Raw genomic sequence first — 17,468 nt, forward strand, 5'->3', positions numbered from 1 at the left:
ATCGTCGGGACGACAGGATTTGAACCTGCGACCCCTTGACCCCCAGTCAAGTGCGCTACCAAGCTGCGCCACGTCCCGATGCGTCTCGCGGTGGTGAACCGCGTGATCGCGCGAACAGAACCTTACCGCACACAGAGGTGTGCCTCGAAGACGGCGAGTGAGGGGGGACAATCGGTGCATGAGCAACACCTCTGGCCACACCTCTGACGGCGCTTCCGGCGACAGGCGGGACCGGGACACGGAGGGCCGGGCACGCAACGCCCGGCCCCGGGACGGGCTCGGGCGGCCCCTGCCGTACGGGGTGGACGGTGTGGAGCGGCAGCCCGAGGGGGTGGTGCGCGCCCCCGAGGACACCGTCACCGAGGCCCAGGAGCTGCTGGCGGCGGGGAAGCCGTTCCACGCGCACGAGGTCTTCGAGGACGCCTGGAAGTCGGGCCCCGACGAGGAGCGCGCACTGTGGCGGGGCCTCGCCCAGCTCGCGGTGGGGCTCACGCACTCGGCGCGGGGGAACGTGACGGGCGGGGCCCGGCTGCTGCGGCGGGGGGCCGGGGCGGTCGAGGAGTGGGGTACGGCTTCCGGCAACCCGCGGCCGTACGGGCTCGCGTTGGCCGAACTCGCCTCCTGGGCGCGCGAGTTGGCGGGGGTCGTGGAGCGGGACGAAGCCGCCGTGGAGGCGTCGGTGTGGGCGCCGCGATTGCGCGGCGGCGACACGTAGGCCGCTTGCCGTCGGGTGGGGTGACCGGGGCCGTGACGCCGTGGGGCAGACTCGGGGCGTGCGAAGGATTCATGTCATCGGCATCGGCGCGGGCGACCCCGACCAGCTGACCCTCCAGGCGGTCAAGGCGCTGAGGGACACCGAGGTGTTCTTCATCCTGGACAAGGGCGAGGTGAAAGCGGACCTCGTGCGGCTGCGCCGTGACATTCTCGGCGCGCATCTGCCGGAGGGGACGTACCGGACGGTCGAGGCGCGCGATCCCGAGCGCGACCGTACGGCCGAGGGCGCGGGCTACTCCCCCGCCGTCGGGGAGTGGCGCAGCGCCCGTGCCGGTGTCATCGAGCGGCTGATCGCCGAGGAACTGGGCGAGGACGGGACCGGGGCGTTCCTCGTCTGGGGCGACCCCTCGCTGTACGACAGCACGCTGGGCGTCCTGGAGGAGATCCTGGAGCGGGGTGCCGTGGCCTTCGCGTACGACGTCGTGCCGGGCATCAGCAGCGTGTCGTCCCTCGCCGCGCGTCACCGCACCGGGCTCAACCGGGTGGCGCGTCCCGTGCAGATCACCACGGGCCGGCGGCTCGCCGAGGGCCTTCCCGAGGGTGTCGACGACGTGGTCGTCATGCTGGACGCCCATCAGACGTTCCAGCGGTACGCCGACAGCGGCGAGGACATCGACATCTACTGGGGCGCCTATCTGGGCACCCCGGACGAGATCCTCGCCTCCGGCCCCCTGGCGGAGACGGCTCCCCGTATCGTCGCGCTGCGTGCGGAGGCCCGCGCGCGCAAGGGCTGGATCATGGACACGTATCTGCTGCGCAGGCGGCGTCCCGGGGATGACGGCGGTCCCGGGGATGACGGCACTCCCGGCGACAAGGGCGGTCCCGGAGACGAGTGTGGCCCCGGGTCCGGCTGACCCAGGACCCCGTCCCTCCCTCCCTTCCTCCCTCGCGGCAAGCGGCCCGCACCCCCATGCGGACGGCCCCGCATGCACACCCCACCGGCCGGTGTGAAGCTGACCGGTGTGACGACCATCGACACCGCCGGACCCGCCGCCGGACCGCCCGCCGCCGAGGCGCCCGCCACGCAGCCGCCCGTGCTGGACAAGCGGCGCCGCAACGTCGTCTTCGTGACGATCATGCTGGGCATGCTGCTGGCCGCGCTGGACCAGACGATCGTGGGCACCGCCCTGCCCACGATCGTGTCGGACCTCGGCGGCGCTGAGCACATGTCGTGGGTGGTCACCAGCTATCTGCTGGCGGAGACCGTCGCCACGGTCCTCGTCGGCAAGTTCGGTGACCTGTTCGGCCGCAAACTCGTCTTCCAGGCGTCGGCGATCATCTTCATCACCGGCTCGTTCCTGTGCGGCCTCTCCTCGAACATGCTCCTGCTGATCTCCTGGCGGGCCATGCAGGGCATCGGCGCGGGCGGTCTGATGGTCACCGCGATGGCCCTGATCGCCGACGTGATCCCGCTGCGGGAGCGCGGTAAGTACCAGGGTGCGATCGGCGCGGTGTTCGGTGTCGCCACCGTGATCGGGCCCCTGCTCGGCGGCCTCTTCACCGACCATCTGACCTGGCGCTGGGCGTTCTACGTCAACGTCCCCATCGCGATCCTCGTCGTGGTCGCCGCGGCCCGCACGATCCCGGTGGTGAAGTCGCCGTCCCAGCCGGTGATCGACTATCTCGGCATCGCGCTGGTGGCGATCGGCGCCAGCGCCCTGATCCTGGCGACGAGCTGGGGCGGCAACGAGTACGCCTGGGGTTCCCCCACCATCATCGGTCTCTTCGCCGGCGGTGTCGTCGCCCTCGCGGGCTTCTGCCGGGTGGAGACCCGCGCGGCCGAACCCATGCTGCCGATGCGCCTGTTCGGCAACCCCGTCTTCACGGTCTGCTCGATCCTCAGCTTCATCGTGGGCTTCGCGATGCTCGGCGCGATGACGTTCCTGCCGACGTATCTGCAGTACGTGGACGGCGACTCGGCGACGATCTCCGGCGTACGCACGCTGCCCATGGTCGTCGGGCTGCTCATCGCGTCGGTGTTCAGCGGCAACGTGATCAGCAAGACCGGCCACTACCGGCTCTTCCCCATCGTCGGCTCGCTGGTGATGGGCCTCGGGCTCTATCTGCTCTCCCTGATGAACAGCGGCACCAGCACCTGGCTCTCCTCGCTCTACATGTTCGTGCTCGGGGCGGGGATCGGGCTGTGCATGCAGGTCCTCACCATCGCCGTGCAGAACACCGTCGAGTACACCGACCTGGGCACCGCGACGTCCGGCGTCACCTTCTTCCGTACGCTCGGCAGTTCCTTCGGGACCGCGGTCTTCGGCACGATCTACGCCAACACGCTGAAGCCGAACCTGGCGGACGGGATCGCCGAGGCGGCCCGGACGAGCGGGACCGATCCCGGGACGCTCACCAAGGCGGCGACCAGCCCGGAGGGGCTGCACGATCTGCCGTCGGCGACCGCCGCGCCTCTCGTCCAGGCGTACGCGGAAACGCTGCAGACCGTCTTCCTGTGGACCGTGCCGGTGGCGGCGCTCGGCTTCCTGGTCTCCCTGTTCCTCAAGCAGGTGCAGCTGCGCGACAGCGCGCGCATGGGGTCCACCGACATGGGCGAGGGGTTCGCGACACCGTCGGCGGCCGACAACCGGCAGCGGCTGGAGGCCACGGTCGGGAAGATCCTCGGCGGTACCAAGTCCGACGAGCTGCGCCGGATCGTCATCGGGGCGGACACCCGGCTGGACATCGCGGGAGCCTGGGCCGTCATGCAGGTCGAGATGTTCACCCGGATGGTCGGTCATGCGAATCTGTCGCTGATCGCCGCGCGTCGGCGGGTGCCGCCGGAAGTGCTGGTGCCCGTGTTCCAGCGGATGGTGGACGAGGGGTACCTCACTCATGAGGGGAACCTCTTCTCCCATACCGAGGCCGGGGCCCGCGAGGCGGGTGTCATCGGTGAGGCGTGGGGGCGCTGGCTTTCCGACCGCGTCGAGCAGGACCTCGGTCGTCCCTCGGGGGCGGAGCTTCGGGTCGCCGTCGACAGCATCGCGAAGCGGTTGCTGGTCGAGGACCTGACGGACGGGGCGTCGGCGGGGCAGGGGCCCAGGGCCCTCGCCACGGCCCCGGCCCCGGCCCCGTAAGGGGCGCGGGGAACTGCGCGGCCCGCCCCCACGCAGCCGCAGTCGAGAACCGGACCGGACCTGCCCCTGCACCTCGTACGCCCACTGCGAGTGCGTCGTGGCTGGCCGCGCAGTTCCCCGCGCCCCTTAGGGGGCTGCCCCTTACGGGGCGCAGCCCTAGGGGGCTCAGCCCAGGGCGCGGTCCAGGTTGAAGGCCGCGCTGATCAGCGCCAGATGGGTGAAGGCCTGGGGGAAGTTGCCCTGTTGTTCACCGGTGTGGCTGATCTCCTCCGCGTACAGGCCGAGGTGGTTGGCGTAGGTGAGCATCTTCTCGAAGGCCAGGCGTGCCTCGTCGAGCCGGCCGGCCCGGGTCATCGCCTCGACGTACCAGAAGGAGCAGATCGAGAACGTGCCCTCCTCGCCGCGCAGGCCGTCGGGGCTCACCTTCGGGTCGTAGCGGTAGACCAGCGAGTCGGAGACCAGGTCCTCGGTGAGTGCGTCGAGCGTGGAGAGCCACTTCGGGTCCGTCGGCGAGATGAACTTGGCCAGCGGCATCATCAGCACCGCCGCGTCCAGCACGTCGTCGTCCTCGTGCTGGACGAAGGCCTTGCGCGCCGGTGACCAGCAGCGGTCCATGATCCGCCGGTAGATCGTGTCGCGGGCGCCGCGCCAGCGCGGGAGGTCCGCGGGCAGGCCCCTGCGGTTCGCCAGCCTGATCGCCCGCTCGATCGCCACCCAGCACATGAGCCGGGAGTAGAGGAAGTTCTTACGGCCGCCGCGGGTCTCCCAGACACCCTCGTCGGGCTGGTCCCAGTGGTCGCAGACCCACTCGACCAGGGCGCAGATGTCGTCCCACTGGTCGCTGGAGATCGGCTGGGCCCACTTGTCGTAGAGGTAGACCGAGTCGATGAGGGCGCCGTAGATGTCGAGCTGGAGCTGGTCGGCCGCCGCGTTGCCGATCCGGACGGGGGCGGAGCCCTGGTACCCCTCCAGGTGGCCGAGCTCCTCCTCGTGCAGGTCGGTGCGCCCGTCGATGCCGTACATGATCTGCAGCGGGCCCGCGGGGCGGCCGTCGCCGGGGCTGATGTGCCTGGCCGTGAACGCCATGAACGACTTGGCCTCGCTGGTGAACCCCAGGCGCAGGAGCGCGTACACGCAGAACGCCGCGTCGCGCACCCACACGTACCGGTAGTCCCAGTTGCGTTCGCCGCCGATCTGCTCGGGCAGGCTGGTCGTCGCGGCGGCCACGATCGCCCCGGTCGGCGCGTAGGTGAGCAGTTTGAGGGTCAGCGCGGAGCGGTGCACCATCTCGCGCCACCGGCCGCGGTACTGGGAGGCGGTCAGCCAGTTCCGCCAGAACGCCACGGTGGCGCCGAACAGCTTCTCCGCCTCGGCGCGCGGGCAGCCACGGGGCTCTATGTCACCGCTGACCTGGTCGAGGGCGAAGACCGCGGACTCGCCCTCGTGGAGTTTGAAGTCCGCCGTCGCGTCGAGTCCGTCGCAGGCGAGCGGCTCGGTGGAGGTCAGGGCGAGCGACAGGTTCTTGGACTCGAAGACCACCATGTCGTCGTGGATCCGGGCGGTGTGCGGCTGCGCCGCGTAGTCGAAGCGGGGTGCCACGCGCGCGTGGAAGGGGACCGAGCCGCGTACGCACAGCACGCGGCGGATCAGCCGGTGCCGGTCCGCCTCCGTCCCGCCGCCGTCGCTGTGCCCGTCGCCGTCGCCCTCGACCGGCATGAAGTCCTGGATCTCGCCGACGCCGTCCTCCGTGAAGAAGCGGGTGAGCAGGACGTTGGTGTCCGGGAAGTAGAACTGCTTGGTCCTGGCCGGGACGGCGGCCGCCAGCTCGAAGGAGCCGCCCTTGTCCGCGTCGAGGATCGAGGCGAAGACGCTGGGGGCGTCGAAGGAGGGGCAGCAGTACCAGTCGATGGTGCCGTTGGTGCCTACCAGGGCGACGCTGCGCAGGTCGCCGATGAGGCCGTGGTCGGCGATGGGGAGGTAGTGGCCGTGGTCTTGGCCGTGGCCTGATGTCGGTGGGTCCTGGTGCGTGGATGCCTCGGACATGGGCTCAGGGTAGACGTTCCACTGGGGGGATTGTCGGTTTTCTGCGGGTCCGATGTGGCTGATCGCGCAGTTCCCCGCGCCCCTGAAAAACGGCGCTGTTCAGCGCAACAGCAGTTGCAGGCCGCCCAGGATCGTCGCCGCGATCACCAGGCGTTCGAACAGGCGTTGGTTGATGCGGTCCACCGCCCATTTGCCGATCAGGGCACCCGGGAGGACGAACGCCGCGAGCGCCGCGTCCAGGAGCAGGGAGTGGCCGTCGATCAGGCCGAGGCCGACGCTGAAGGGGACCTTGGAGACGTTGACGATCAGGAAGAAGAAGGCGGAGGTGCCCAGGAAGCCGAGCTTGCGGAAGCCCGCGGAGAGGAGATACATCGACATCACCGGGCCGCCCGCGTTGGCGACCATCGTGGTGAAACCGCCCATCACCCCGTACGAGCGGGCCTTGATCCGGCCGGTCCGCGTGGCCACCGAGTCGGGCTCCTCGTCCGTCTCCGCGCCCCCGGCCTCGGCCTTCCGGCGGCGCCACACGGTGACCCCGGCCATGAACAGCAGGATCGCCCCGATCGACGTACGCACCATCGCGTCGTCGGCCCACACCAGGAACACCGTGCCGACGACCACGCCCGCGGCGACCGCGGGGAACAGCTTCCACAGGGTCGGCCAGTGCGCGTGCCGCCGGTAGGTGAGGACGGCGAGCACGTCCCCGACGATCAGGATGGGCAGCAGCACCCCCGTGGACGCCCTGGCCGGCAGGACCGCCGCGAAGATCGCGAGGCTGACGGTGTTGGCCCCGCTCACGGCGGTCTTGGAGAAGCCGACGAGCAGAGCCGCGGCGGCGAGCGCGGCGAACTCCCAGGCAGTGATGTTCCAGAGCGTCATCGTGTTCATGCGGGGACCGATGCTATGCCCACCTATCCGGCCCTGTCAGGGGCGTCTCGACAGGTGACCCCCGGCGGGGATCTCCGACAGGTGTCCCCTGCCACCGCCATCGGCCGGGCGCCCTGGACCGCCTTCCCACCCTTTGCGAAGATCGCCCTCGAACCTTCGCCGACGCCGATGGAGGACCCATGGCCGACTCCCGCGAACACACCCTCACGGGCACCCGGAGCAGCATCACGGCACGCGAATGGCCACGGGAACGACCGCGGTACGTGGCGCTGCTGGTCCATGGGTACGGCGAGCACATCGGCCGTTACGAGTACGTCGCCGACGTGCTGCACGGGCATGGCGCGGCGGTGTTCGGCCCCGACCACCTGGGGCACGGGAAGTCCGGCGGCGAGCGCGTGCTGATCGAGGACTTCGAGGACGTGGTGAGCGACGTCCACGCGGTGGAGCTGCTGGCCCGGGACACGTACCCGGGTGTGCCGGTCGTGCTGATCGGCCACTCGATGGGCGGCCTGATCGCGGCGCGGTACGCCCAGCGGTACGGGGACGGGCTGGCCGGGCTCGTCCTGTCGGGGCCGGTGATCGGGAGCTGGGGGCCGCTGCATCAGCTGCTCGCGCTCGATCCGCTGCCCGAGGTCCCCATCGACCCGACGGCGCTCTCGCGCGATCCGGCGGTGGGACGGGCGTACGCGGCGGACCCCCTCGTGTGGCACGGTCCGTTCAAGCGGCCCACGCTGGAGGCCTTCGTCCGCACCCTGGACACCATCTCCAAGAGCGGTGACGTGGGGACTCTCCCACTGCTGTGGCTGCACGGGGACGACGACCGGATCGTGCCCCTGGCCGCCAGCCGGGTCGGTGTCGAGGAGCTGCGCGGCACCGAGTGGGACGAGCGGGTGTACCCGGGCGCCCAGCACGAGGTGTTCAACGAGACGGTCAAGGACACGGTGCTGGCCGATGTGACACGTTTCGTGGACGACATGCTTGCGTGAAACCGCTCCTTCCGGGCAGGCAGGCAGCACACGAAGGCTACGGACAAGAAGCCGACGAGAAGCTCCGGACGAAAGGGACACCCGATGGCCGACGCCCTCGAACTCGACGCGTTGTGGGCCGAGTTCCACCGCGTGGTGAACATGACCTCACAGGAGCTGGCCGCCTGGCTCCAGGTGAACGAGGCGTCCGAGGAGTCCGTGGCGCCGCCCGAACACGCGGGCGCCCCGACCGGCGAGCATGTGCTGGCCATTCTCCAGAAACGGCGTATCGATCTCACCGAGGACGATCTCGACGTGATGTACGAGGTCGTGGACACCGTCACCGCGGAGACCGGTCCCGAGCGCGCGTCGGAGCAGGCGTCGGAGGCCGAGGAGACCCGGCGCCGCCATCGGCTGATGACCCTGGGCCACGATCCGAGCCGGCCGCAGCTGTGAGGGTGCGGCCGGCGCGGTTTTTCAGCGCAGGGTCCACCCGCCGTCCACCGCGAGGTCGACGCCGTTGACCGCCGTGTTGCGGAGCAGGAAGTCCACCGCGTCCACGACGTCCCGCATCCGCGCGAGCCGTCCCGTGGGTGTCTGCGCACGGTAGCCCTCCAGCATGTCGGCGGGCTTGTCCGCCCAGAACGGGCTGTCGCCGACGATCCCCGGGTGGACGGCGTTGACGCGGATCGGGGCGAGTTCCAGGGCGAGCGTGCGCACCAGGCCGGTGACGCCCGCGTTCACCGTCGCGACGGTGGTGGCGCCAGGATAGGGCCGTTCCTTGGCCTGTCCGCCGAAGACCACGACGGCGCTCTCCTCGGTCATCCGCGGCAGCAGTGTGTGGACGACCTCGGTGTAGCCGACGAGTTTGAGGGTCACGAGGTGCAGCGCGGCCTCGACGTCGTACTCGGTGACGGTGTTCCGGTCGCGCGAGATTCCGGCGAGCACCAGATGGTCGACGTGCTCGACACCGGCCAGCGCGGGGGCGATCTCCTGCGGCCTGGAGAGGTCGAGGGCCAGCCCGCGCGCGCCGATCTCCTTGGCCCTCGTGCCGGCCCGGTGGGCGTCGCGTCCGGTGAGGACGACGTCGTCACCGCGTTCCACGCGGGCACGGGCGATCGCGAGACCGATACCGGCCGTACCTCCGACCACGACGACACCACTCACGACTCCGCCTCCCTTGCCTCCAGTACGTCCCGCAGGTGGTCCCAGTCGCGCGCGAACCGGTACGAGTGGCGCGACGGCGGCTGCGGTGCCTGGGTCTCCAGCCAACGCACCGGTCCCGTACCGGCGTTGCTGAAGCCGTGGACGCAACCGGCGCCCGCCCAGGCGGCGTCGCCCACTCCCAGCCGGTACCGCTCGCCGTCGAAGGTGGCGTCGACCACGCCCTCGACGATCAGATACGTCTCCTCGAAGGGGTGGTCGTGGGCGCCCGCGACGCCGTCGGCCGCGTACTGGACCATGAACATCGTCGAGGCGACCGCGCCCAGATCGGCGTCCACCATCATCTTCACCGTGATCCCGCTGTAGACGAGCAGCGCGGTGCGCATGCTGGCCGACACCGACAGGAGGTCCTGGGACTGTTTTCCCGGGTCCATCTGGGCGGGCTCGAAGTGGCCGAAGGAGCGGGTGCGCGGGTCGCGTACGTCGATGCGGACCGGCTCGCGGACGGGCAGGGCGGGCACCACCCGGGTGTCGTGCCCGTAGCGGGCCCTCGGTACCGGCGCGAGCATGTCCGCCCAGCGCGCGACGGTGTCCCCGCCGCCGCGCCAGGCGTGCGGGACCCCCGTCGGCAGCAGCCCGTAGTCACCTTCTTCGAGGAGGTACGAGCCCTCGGGCGTATCGAGGATCACGGTCCCCGACAGCAGATGGAAGGACTCCTCGTACGAGTGGACGTGGGCTCCGACCGTCCCGTCCGGCGCCAGTTCGCACACTCCGAAGCCCGTGTGTACGGAGCCGTCCTCCTCGCCCACCACCGACCACCGGGTGAATCCCCTTGTGTAGTCGCGCAGTTGGATTGGGGCGGCGAAGGTGGCGTCCGCCGCCCGCCGGATCACGTGGTGTGTCATGCCTGCTGCTTCCCACGCGCCTCGGCCGCTTCGGCGAGGCGGTCGCGGGACTCCTCGACCAGGCGCCGCGCCCGCCCGACGTCGGCGAGGAGCCTGCCGTCGCGCTTGTGGACGACGCCGTCGACGATGACCGTCTCGACGTTGGAGACGTCCGCGCTCAGTGTCACGGCGGCCACCGGGTCGATGAGCGGCGCGATGTTGAGTGCCGTCGCGTCGATCGCCACGACGTCGGCGCGCTTGCCCGGGGTCAGCGAGCCGGTCCGGTCTTCGAGCCCTGCGACGTGCGCGCCGTTGACGGTCGCGATCTCCAGCATCCGACGTGCCGTCAACATGTTTTCGGGGACGGGACTGTCGGCCTGCCAGCACTCTGCGTTCACGCGGGCCCGCTCGGCGCCGAAGGCGGCGCGGATCTGGGTGAACATGTCGCCGGGCACGGTGGTGACGACGTCGATGCTCAGAGAGGGCCGCAGGCCGTGCTCGATGGCCTTCATCACGGGCGGCCAGCCGTGCCCCATCTGTGTCTCCACCTGCGGGGCGATGGAGACGGTGCCGCCGCTGTCGGCGACCATCCGCCACTCCTCCTCGCTGAAGTAGCAGCAGTGGACATAGGTGGTGTCGGGGCCGAGGAGACCGAGGCCGTGGAGTTGCTTGACCATGCCGAAGCGGCCCGCGAGCCGTCCCATGCCGGCGTGGACGGTGAGGGGGATGCCCAGTTCGCGGGCGAGGTGCCATTCGGCCTCGACGACGTCGTTGATGCAGAAGCCGGGGCCGCGGGTGGCGAGGCCCATCGTCAACAGACCCTCGTCGGAGGAGAAGTGGCGTTCGCGGACCCTGCGTACGTCGTCGCCGGGTATCGCGATCTTGCTCTCGTACCAGTAGTCGGCGAGCGAGGTGTTGGCGCTGCCGTACGCGTACTGGGCGCGGATGCCGGCCTCGGTGAGGGCCTGGACCGCCGCGTCGGGGTGTTCGGGTGTGTTGTTGATGTGGGACCAGTCGACGAGGGTCGTGATGCCGGCGTTCAGGCACTCCAGCGAGCCCGCCAGGTTGCCCGCGTACACGTCCTCGGGGCGGTAGACGGGCGCGTAGGTGTCCAGGACCTCGACGAAGTAGTCGTCGAGGGTGGCGTCGGGCGCGCAGCCGCGGATGGGGGCTTCCCAGGTGTGCCGGTGGGTGTCGACGAAGCCGGGCAGGACGATGCGGCCCGTCATGTCGAGCACGTCCGCGTCCGCGTCGATTTCGTGTGCGACCGCGGCGATCCTGCCGTCCTCGATCAGGACGTCACCGCCGGGCAGGTCCCCGATGGCGGGGTCCATCGAGAGCACGTGGCCCGAGCGCAGCAGCATTCGGTTGGTCATCGCCCTACTCGCCTCTCTCCATGCCGAGTTCCATGCGGGGTTCCATGCCGGGTTCCGAGTCGGGTGAGCCGTCCGGGGCCCGGTTCAGTACGCGCTGAGGTCGCGGACCGTCGCCACGACCTTGTCGACGGTCGGGATGACCTCTGCTTCGAGCACGTCCGCGAACGGCAGCGGCACGCAGGCGGCGGCGACCCTGCGCACGGGTGCGTCGAGGAGGCCGAAGCCCTCGTCGGCGACGATCGACACGAGGGTGCCGCCCCAGCCGCCCTGGTAGGGGTTCTCCTCGACGGTCACGAGCCGTGAGGTCTTCGCGAGGGAGCCGAGGACGGTCATCGCGTCGAGGGGGACGAGGCAGCGTAGGTCGACGACCTCCGCGTCGATGCCCTCCTCGGCCAACCGCTCGGCGGCGGCCAGCGCCAGGGGCACCATCGAGGCGAGGGCCACGAGCGTGACGTCGTCGCCCTCGCGCAGGACGGCCGCCTGTCCCAGTTCGACGACGTGGTCCGGTGGCGCGGGCGGCCCCTTGGTGGCGAGCAGTCCCTTGTGCTCGAAGAAGACCACGGGGTCGTCGCTGCGGATCGCGGCGGCCATCATGCCGATCACGTCGGCGGGCGTGGCCGGGGCCGCGATCTTCAGTCCGGGGACGGTCAGCGCCCAGTTCTCGGTGGCCTGGGAGTGCTGTGCGCCGAAGCCGAGGCCGCCGCCGTTGGCCGTGCGCACCACGAGCGGGACGGTCACCTGACCGCCTGTCATGTAGCGGACCTTGGGGATCTCGTTGGCGAGGTAGTCCCAGCAGCAGGCGAGGAAGTCCGAGAACATGATCTCCGCGACGGGCCGCATCCCGGTCATCGCGGCGCCCATCGCCGCCCCGACGATGGCCTGCTCGGAGATCGGCGTGTCCCACACCCGCCCGGAACCGAACTCCTCGTGCAGCCCGGCCGTCGTCTTGAACACCCCGCCCGCCGCGCCGATGTCCTCCCCCAGGCACACCACCGCCGGATCGCGCCGCATCTCCCGCGCGATGCCCTCGGCGACGGCCTGCCGGTAGGTGATCACGTCCGCCATCGCGCACCTCCGTCGGCCCATACGTCGGTCAGCGCGTCCCGGGGATCGGGCGCGGGCGCGTTCTTCGCGGCCTCGACCGCCGCCTGTACGACGGCCTCGGCGCGCCCGTCCGCGGCGGCGACCGTCCCGGCCGGCACCCCGAGTTCGGCGAGCCGGCCGCGTGCCAGGTCGAGCGGGTCGTGCTTGAGCCAGCGCTCCACCTCCTCGGCCGGGCGGTAGGTCGCGGGGTCCGCGCGGCTGTGGCCGAAGTGCCGGTAGGTCTGCGCCTCAAGGAGGCCGGGCCCGTCCCCCGCCCGGGCCCGGCCCGCCAGCCGGTCCACCGCCTCCCGTACGGCGACCACGTCGTTGCCGTCGACGATCTCTCCGGGGATGCCGTAGGCGGGCGCCCGGTCGGCCGCGGGGTGGGCCACGGCGGTCACGTCGGCGATCGGGGTGTACTCCATGTAGAGGTTGTTCTCGCAGACGAACAGCACGGGCAGCTTCCATACGGCGGCCAGGTTGAGGGCCTCGTGGAAGGCGCCGATGTTGGTGGCCCCGTCGCCGAAGAAGGCCACGGCGATCTGCCCGGTCCCTCTCAGCCGGGCCGACCAGGCGGCGCCCACCGCCATGGGGAGATGGGCGCCGACGATCGCGTACGAGCCGAGCATGTTGCCCGACGCCTTGGTGAGGTGCATCGAGCCGCCCTTGGCGCCGCACAGGCCGCTCGCCCGGCTCATCAGTTCGGCGAGGCACTCCTCGGGGGTCGCGCCGCGGGCCAGGGCGTGGTGGTGGCCGCGGTAGGTGGCGAACACGTAGTCGTCGTCGCGCAGGGCCGCGCTCGCGCCGACCGCGACGGCCTCGTGTCCGGCGGCGAGGTGGGTGGTGCCCTTGACGAGGCCGGACAGGAACAGGTCGTGGGCGGCCTTCTCCGTACGCCGGATCACGGCCATCTCCTCGTAGAGGGCGAGGAGTTCGGCGGTGTCCGATACGTCCGCGGTCCTCGGGGCGGCGGTCATCGTCCGCCCCTGCCCTCGCGGGTGTTCAGATGGGACTGGGACTCGCGGCGGGTGTTCAGTTCGCCGCCGACGGTCCAGTACTTGCGGCCCGCGACGAGAAGTTCCTCCGCCGGGAACTTGGTGATCACCTCGCACCCGTCGGCGGTGACGACGACCTCTTCCTCGATGCGGGCCGCCGACCAGCCGTCCGCCGCCGGCCAGTACGTCTCCAGCGCGAACACCATCCCCTCTTCGAGGACTTCGGGATGGTCGAGCGAGACGAGGCGGCTGAAGATGGGCTTCTCCCAGATGGACAGACCCACTCCGTGCCCGTACTGCAGGGCGAACGCGGCGGTCTCGTCGGGGAAGCCGAACTCCTCGGCCCGGGGCCAGACTTCGACGATGTCGGCGGTGGTGGCGCCCGGCCGGACCAGCGCGATCGCCTCGTCCATGTAGGCGCGGCAGCGGATGTACGCGTCGCGCTGCGCGGGTGAGGCGCTGCCGACGGCGAACGTGCGGTAGTAGCAGGTGCGGTAGCCGAGGTGGCTGTGCAGGATGTCGAAGAAGGCGGGGTCCCCGGGGCGGATCAGCCGGTCGCTGTAGACGTGCGGATGCGGTGAACAGCGTTCCCCGGAGATCGCGTTGACGCCTTCGACGTACTCGCTGCCCAGGTCGTAGAGGACTTTGGAGACGAGGCCCACGCACTCGTTCTCGCGCACGCCCGGCCGCAGATGGGCGTACAGCTCCTCGTAGGCGGCGTCGACCATCGAGCAGGCCTGGGTGAGCAGGGAGATCTCGTCCGGTGTCTTGACCCTGCGGGCCTCCAGGAAGACCTGCTGGCCGTCGACGACGTCGATGCCCTGCTCCTTGAGGGCGTGCAGGACGGGCATCTCGGCGAGGTCGACCCCCAACGGTTCGTCCGCCAGGCCGTGTTCGCGCAGTTCGGCGGCCACTTTCGCCGCGACGTCGACGCCGATCCCGGCGTCCGGGTGGAAGGCGCCGCGCAGGGTGGAGATGCCCGCGCGGGCGCCGGTGGGCGGGCCGTCCTCCTTGCCGTCGCCGTGGTCGAGCCACGGGTTGTACAGCTGGTGGTGGCGGGCGGCGGAGCCGAAGTCCCAGACGACCGGTTCGCCGCCGCGGACGAGGAGCGCGAAGCGGATCAGCTTGTCCATCGCCCAGGTGCCGATGTGGGTGGACGACATGTAGCGGATGTTGGCGAAGTCGAAGCTCAGCAGGGCGCCCAACTCGCTGCGGTTCAGGGCCGTGTGGAGCCGCTGCAACCGTTCCGTGCGGAGCCGGTCGAGGTCGATGCGCTGTTCCCAGTCGACGGCGTTCGGTCCGTAGGTGCGGATTGCCATGACGACCACCACCCTCATCCGGAGTGAACGACCGTCCGCGAGAAGTGTCAAGGCATACTGAACACGAACCAGACACCCACGGCCGGTTCGTCGCCGTCGTTGCGGTAGCGGTGCGGGGTCGTCGACTCGAAGCTGACCGCGTCGCCGGGGCGGATCACGTACTCGTCGAAGCCGAGGGTGAGGACCAGTTCGCCGGAGGTCAGGTAGCCGTACTCGGTTCCGGCGTGCCGCATCAGACCGCCCGTGCCGGAGGAGGCTCCGCCGGGGCGGTAGGTCACGAGCAGGAAGTCGACGTCCGCTCCCGGCACCCGGCCGAGGCGCTCCCACACGACACCCGAGTCCAGCTCAAGCACCTCCCGTTCACCGCCGCTGACCAGCGGGCCGATCCTGCGCCGGGGGTTGGCGGCGAAGGCGGCGAGCGCGTGCAGGACGGTGCCTCCGCCGGGCGGCGCGCCCACCGGGACGGGGAGGGGCGCGGGGACGGGCGCCGAGGCGGAGGCGAGCGGCGGGGCGGGGGCGGGCGCCGGGGCCGGATCGTCCTCGGCGTCGAAGAGCGACTCCACCGGGATGGCGAGCGCGGTCGTGATCGCGTACAAGGTGCTCACCGACGGCTGGCTCTTGCCGGTCTCTATCTGCGAGACGAGGCTGGCGGACACCCCGATCTCCCGGGCCAGCGCGCGCAGGCTCATTCCTCGTGCCGTGCGCGCCCGGCGGATGCGCGCGCCGACCGGCGGCACCACGACAGGGGGCACGGGCGACTCCTCTCCAGGGCGACGGGTCGCGCGTCGGGCGTTCACCTTCATTGAACAGTACGCGCCCTCAGTCGTCGTCGGGTTCCTCGACGAGCTGGGCGAAGTCGGTGATGACGGGGGCTAGTTCGCCGTGCAGCCAGAGAGGGAGCTGGTCCCGGTGATGGGTGTCGCCCGGTGTGCCGTGGGCGCCCAGGGGGACGACCCAGAGACTGTTGTCGCGGTCGGCGAGATCCCATACGTACCGGGCGGAGGGGCCCCGGGAGCTGAGGTCGGTGACGCCGGGGGTGCTCGACGTGGCCAGTACGCAGTCGTGGTCGCCGCCGAGGCCGGGCCAGGGCTCGCCCTCGGGGGCCGGGAGGAGGCGGACGGGCGCGAACCGGTGCAGTTCACCCCAGGTGACGGCCTCCGCGCCGGCGACCTCCTCCAGCGCGGCCCGTACGACCGCCGGCCGGTCCAGTCCCGGGAGCAGTGCGGTGGCCAGCAGGTTCTCCAGCGCGAAGGCGACCTTCCCGGTGAGGTGCAGCCAGGGCTCGAACACCACGGGGTACGCCGACCGCAGCGCTCCGAGTCCGGCCAGTTCCGGGGTGTCGGCGATCCGGCGTACGACGGCGGAGCGCAGCCGGGCGTAGTCCGCGGCGGCGAAGCCGTCGGCGTCCATGTGCCGGTCCCAGGACAGCAGCCGTCCCCTCAGCCGCGCCGCCTCGGGTCCGAGTCCGTCGAGCCGCTCGACGAGTCCCAACAGGGGTGCGGCCGCCGCGAGATGGGTGTCCATGTGGATGGCGGCCATGCCCCGGGGTGTCCACTCCCGTGACCTCCGCAGCAGGGCGGCGATGCGGTCGGCGCGGTACGGCGGGGCGAACTCCGCGCCGAGCGGGGCGGCGAGGCCCCGTTCGTTCGCCATCACCGCGATGCCGTCGACCTCGGCGCGCGGGGTGTCGTGGCGGCCCTGCCAGTCGTGGCCGGTCCGCCAGGCGGGCACGATCCGCAGCCGGTTGTCCCGGTGGCGGGTGGGCACGTATCCGGCGACGCGGTGCAGCAGACCGCCGGAGGTGTCCGCCGCGTGGACGACATTCACCGGTTCGATCCAGCGGTCGAGGGCCCGGTCCAGGTCCGCGACCGTGCGGGAGCGCAGGAGGGCCGGGAGCACGTCGAAGCCCAGTTCCTCGGTGACGCGGGGCGGGTAGCGGAGGCTGATGCCTCCGAGGGGCCCGTCGGCCTCGGGGTCGTCCAGGACGACCGGGCCACGTTCCGTCTCGATCACGTCGATCTGGACCGGGTCGCCTCCCGCGACCTGGACGGTCTCGCGGTGGTGGGTGGCTGGCCGCCAGCCCGAGGGGCCCAGCGCCTCGATGCCGCCGTCCGCGCCGTCGTCCGTCCGGCGCAGCCGCTCCCGGTAGAGGTCGTGGTAGTCGGACATGGCGTTGGTGATGGCCCAGGCGACGGTCCCGGTGTGGCCGAAGTGGGCGATGCCGGGAACGCCGGGGACGGCGAACCCCACGACGTCGTACTCCGGGCACGAGAGGTGGATCTGCTGGTAGAAGCCGGGGTTCTGGATGAAGCGGTGCGGGTCCCCCGCGATCAGCGGGAACCCGGAGGCGGTGCGGTCGCCCGAGACCGTCCAGCCGTTGGAGCCCGCGGTACCGGGGTCGTCCGTGGCGAACAACTCCATCGCCTCGTCGCCGAGTTGGCGGGCCACTTCCTCGCGCCACAGCTTGGTCGGGAATCCCGCGAAGAGGATGTGGTGGGTGAGCCACACCGCGAGAGGTGTCCAGTTGTTCCAGGGTTCCGGGGTGAGTCCCGTGGCCGTGAATTCGGGTGCGCTCGCAGCCGCGCGTGTCAGTCCGGCATTCACTCCCTCGACGTAGGCGCGCACCCAGGCTGCCGTCTCCTCCTCCAGCGCGTCGAAGCAGCGCCGGGCCGTGTCGTCGAGCCGGGCCCGGCGGGCGAAGCGGTCCCAGGGGACGGCACCCTCGCCGAGGAAGGAGGCGGTGGTGCCCTGGGAGCGGTGGCGTTCCAGCTCCAACTGCCAGGCGCGGTCGCGTGCCGCGTTCCGCCCCTGGGCGAAGGCCAGCCGCAGCGGATCGGCGGCCCGGAGATGCGGGATGCCCCACGCGTCCCGGTACGTACTGCCGGCCATGGTCCGGTCCC

The 17,468-nt window shown here is 71.1% G+C and carries 15 protein-coding genes and 1 tRNA gene; 5 read left to right on the top strand and 11 right to left on the bottom strand.

Going from position 1 to position 17,468, the window contains the following annotated elements; all coding sequences use genetic code 11:
* Positions 1-4: 4 nt before the first annotated feature.
* Positions 5-78: transfer RNA gene (locus tag J8N05_RS28055), tRNA-Pro, on the bottom strand.
* A gap of 100 nt (positions 79-178) precedes the next feature.
* Between J8N05_RS28055 and J8N05_RS28060 the strand changes: the two genes are divergently transcribed.
* From J8N05_RS28060 to J8N05_RS28070, 3 genes are all read left to right on the top strand, one after another.
* Positions 179-715, top strand: coding sequence for a DUF309 domain-containing protein (locus J8N05_RS28060; protein ID WP_210887536.1), 537 nt, complete (start codon positions 179-181; stop codon positions 713-715).
* Positions 716-773: 58 nt separating this feature from the next.
* Complete coding sequence (gene cobF / locus J8N05_RS28065) at positions 774-1,628, top strand: precorrin-6A synthase (deacetylating) (protein WP_210887540.1); 855 nt, start codon at positions 774-776, stop codon at positions 1,626-1,628.
* Between the two features lie 72 nt (positions 1,629-1,700).
* Entirely contained in the window at positions 1,701-3,851 is a 2,151-nt protein-coding gene (locus J8N05_RS28070; RefSeq protein ID WP_210887542.1) for an MDR family MFS transporter, read from the top strand.
* 165 nt (positions 3,852-4,016) lie between these two features.
* On the opposite strand, the gene J8N05_RS28075 is transcribed toward J8N05_RS28070, so the two are convergent.
* Positions 4,017-5,894: a glycoside hydrolase family 15 protein gene (locus J8N05_RS28075; protein ID WP_210887545.1), complete on the bottom strand. Its 1,878-nt coding sequence runs from the start codon at positions 5,892-5,894 to the stop codon at positions 4,017-4,019.
* A 99-nt stretch (positions 5,895-5,993) separates the two neighbouring features.
* Entirely contained in the window at positions 5,994-6,782 is a 789-nt protein-coding gene (locus J8N05_RS28080) for a sulfite exporter TauE/SafE family protein (RefSeq protein ID WP_210887548.1), read from the bottom strand.
* A 179-nt stretch (positions 6,783-6,961) separates the two neighbouring features.
* Here J8N05_RS28080 and J8N05_RS28085 point away from each other — a divergent pair, with 179 nt between their 5' ends.
* The gene (locus J8N05_RS28085; RefSeq protein WP_210887551.1) at positions 6,962-7,768 is read left to right on the top strand and encodes an alpha/beta hydrolase; all 807 of its coding nucleotides are present in this window, start codon (positions 6,962-6,964) and stop codon (positions 7,766-7,768) included.
* An 84-nt stretch (positions 7,769-7,852) separates the two neighbouring features.
* Entirely contained in the window at positions 7,853-8,203 is a 351-nt protein-coding gene (locus J8N05_RS28090; RefSeq protein WP_210887554.1) for a DUF3140 domain-containing protein, read from the top strand.
* 21 nt (positions 8,204-8,224) lie between these two features.
* On the opposite strand, the gene J8N05_RS28095 is transcribed toward J8N05_RS28090, so the two are convergent.
* The 8 genes from J8N05_RS28095 to J8N05_RS28130 all read right to left on the bottom strand — a co-directional run bounded on the left by J8N05_RS28095 (position 8,225) and on the right by J8N05_RS28130 (position 17,457).
* On the bottom strand, positions 8,225-8,914 hold the full coding sequence (locus J8N05_RS28095; protein WP_210887557.1) for an SDR family NAD(P)-dependent oxidoreductase: 690 nt from the start codon (positions 8,912-8,914) through the stop codon (positions 8,225-8,227).
* Positions 8,911-9,816 carry a cupin domain-containing protein gene (locus J8N05_RS28100; protein WP_210887560.1) on the bottom strand — a complete coding sequence of 302 codons (906 nt, stop codon included), beginning with the start codon at positions 9,814-9,816 and terminating at the stop codon, positions 8,911-8,913. The genes J8N05_RS28095 and J8N05_RS28100 overlap by 4 nt, the downstream gene beginning before the upstream one ends.
* Positions 9,813-11,171, bottom strand: coding sequence for an amidohydrolase family protein (locus J8N05_RS28105; protein ID WP_210887563.1), 1,359 nt, complete (start codon positions 11,169-11,171; stop codon positions 9,813-9,815). Before J8N05_RS28105 ends, J8N05_RS28100 begins: the two co-directional genes overlap by 4 nt.
* 84 nt (positions 11,172-11,255) lie before the next feature.
* Entirely contained in the window at positions 11,256-12,236 is a 981-nt protein-coding gene (locus J8N05_RS28110) for an alpha-ketoacid dehydrogenase subunit beta (protein ID WP_210887566.1), read from the bottom strand.
* Complete coding sequence (locus J8N05_RS28115; protein ID WP_210887568.1) at positions 12,224-13,231, bottom strand: thiamine pyrophosphate-dependent dehydrogenase E1 component subunit alpha; 1,008 nt, start codon at positions 13,229-13,231, stop codon at positions 12,224-12,226. The genes J8N05_RS28110 and J8N05_RS28115 overlap by 13 nt, the downstream gene beginning before the upstream one ends.
* Positions 13,228-14,568: a M24 family metallopeptidase gene (locus tag J8N05_RS28120; protein WP_210887572.1), complete on the bottom strand. Its 1,341-nt coding sequence runs from the start codon at positions 14,566-14,568 to the stop codon at positions 13,228-13,230. The genes J8N05_RS28115 and J8N05_RS28120 overlap by 4 nt, the downstream gene beginning before the upstream one ends.
* A 47-nt stretch (positions 14,569-14,615) precedes the next feature.
* Positions 14,616-15,320, bottom strand: coding sequence for a helix-turn-helix domain-containing protein (locus J8N05_RS28125; RefSeq protein ID WP_210887574.1), 705 nt, complete (start codon positions 15,318-15,320; stop codon positions 14,616-14,618).
* A 67-nt stretch (positions 15,321-15,387) separates the two neighbouring features.
* Positions 15,388-17,457, bottom strand: coding sequence for a penicillin acylase family protein (locus tag J8N05_RS28130; protein WP_210887577.1), 2,070 nt, complete (start codon positions 17,455-17,457; stop codon positions 15,388-15,390).
* Between the last annotated feature and the right edge of the window lie 11 nt (positions 17,458-17,468).

It is taken from the genome of Streptomyces liliiviolaceus (assembly GCF_018070025.1).
Taxonomy (GTDB): domain Bacteria; phylum Actinomycetota; class Actinomycetes; order Streptomycetales; family Streptomycetaceae; genus Streptomyces; species Streptomyces liliiviolaceus.

Excerpts from the sequence above, each read along its gene's own strand:
- J8N05_RS28060 (WP_210887536.1), top strand. The coding sequence starts at position 179 with ATGAGCAACACCTCTGGCCACACCTCTGACGGCGCTTCCGGCGACAGG.
- J8N05_RS28070 (WP_210887542.1), top strand. The coding sequence starts at position 1,701 with ATGCACACCCCACCGGCCGGTGTGAAGCTGACCGGTGTGACGACCATC.
- J8N05_RS28075 (WP_210887545.1), bottom strand. The coding sequence starts at position 5,894 with ATGTCCGAGGCATCCACGCACCAGGACCCACCGACATCAGGCCACGGC.
- J8N05_RS28080 (WP_210887548.1), bottom strand. The coding sequence starts at position 6,782 with ATGAACACGATGACGCTCTGGAACATCACTGCCTGGGAGTTCGCCGCG.
- J8N05_RS28085 (WP_210887551.1), top strand. The coding sequence starts at position 6,962 with ATGGCCGACTCCCGCGAACACACCCTCACGGGCACCCGGAGCAGCATC.
- J8N05_RS28090 (WP_210887554.1), top strand. The coding sequence starts at position 7,853 with ATGGCCGACGCCCTCGAACTCGACGCGTTGTGGGCCGAGTTCCACCGC.
- J8N05_RS28100 (WP_210887560.1), bottom strand. The coding sequence starts at position 9,816 with ATGACACACCACGTGATCCGGCGGGCGGCGGACGCCACCTTCGCCGCC.
- J8N05_RS28105 (WP_210887563.1), bottom strand. The coding sequence starts at position 11,171 with ATGACCAACCGAATGCTGCTGCGCTCGGGCCACGTGCTCTCGATGGAC.
- J8N05_RS28110 (WP_210887566.1), bottom strand. The coding sequence starts at position 12,236 with ATGGCGGACGTGATCACCTACCGGCAGGCCGTCGCCGAGGGCATCGCG.
- J8N05_RS28115 (WP_210887568.1), bottom strand. The coding sequence starts at position 13,231 with ATGACCGCCGCCCCGAGGACCGCGGACGTATCGGACACCGCCGAACTC.
- J8N05_RS28120 (WP_210887572.1), bottom strand. The coding sequence starts at position 14,568 with ATGGCAATCCGCACCTACGGACCGAACGCCGTCGACTGGGAACAGCGC.
- J8N05_RS28130 (WP_210887577.1), bottom strand. The coding sequence starts at position 17,457 with ATGGCCGGCAGTACGTACCGGGACGCGTGGGGCATCCCGCATCTCCGG.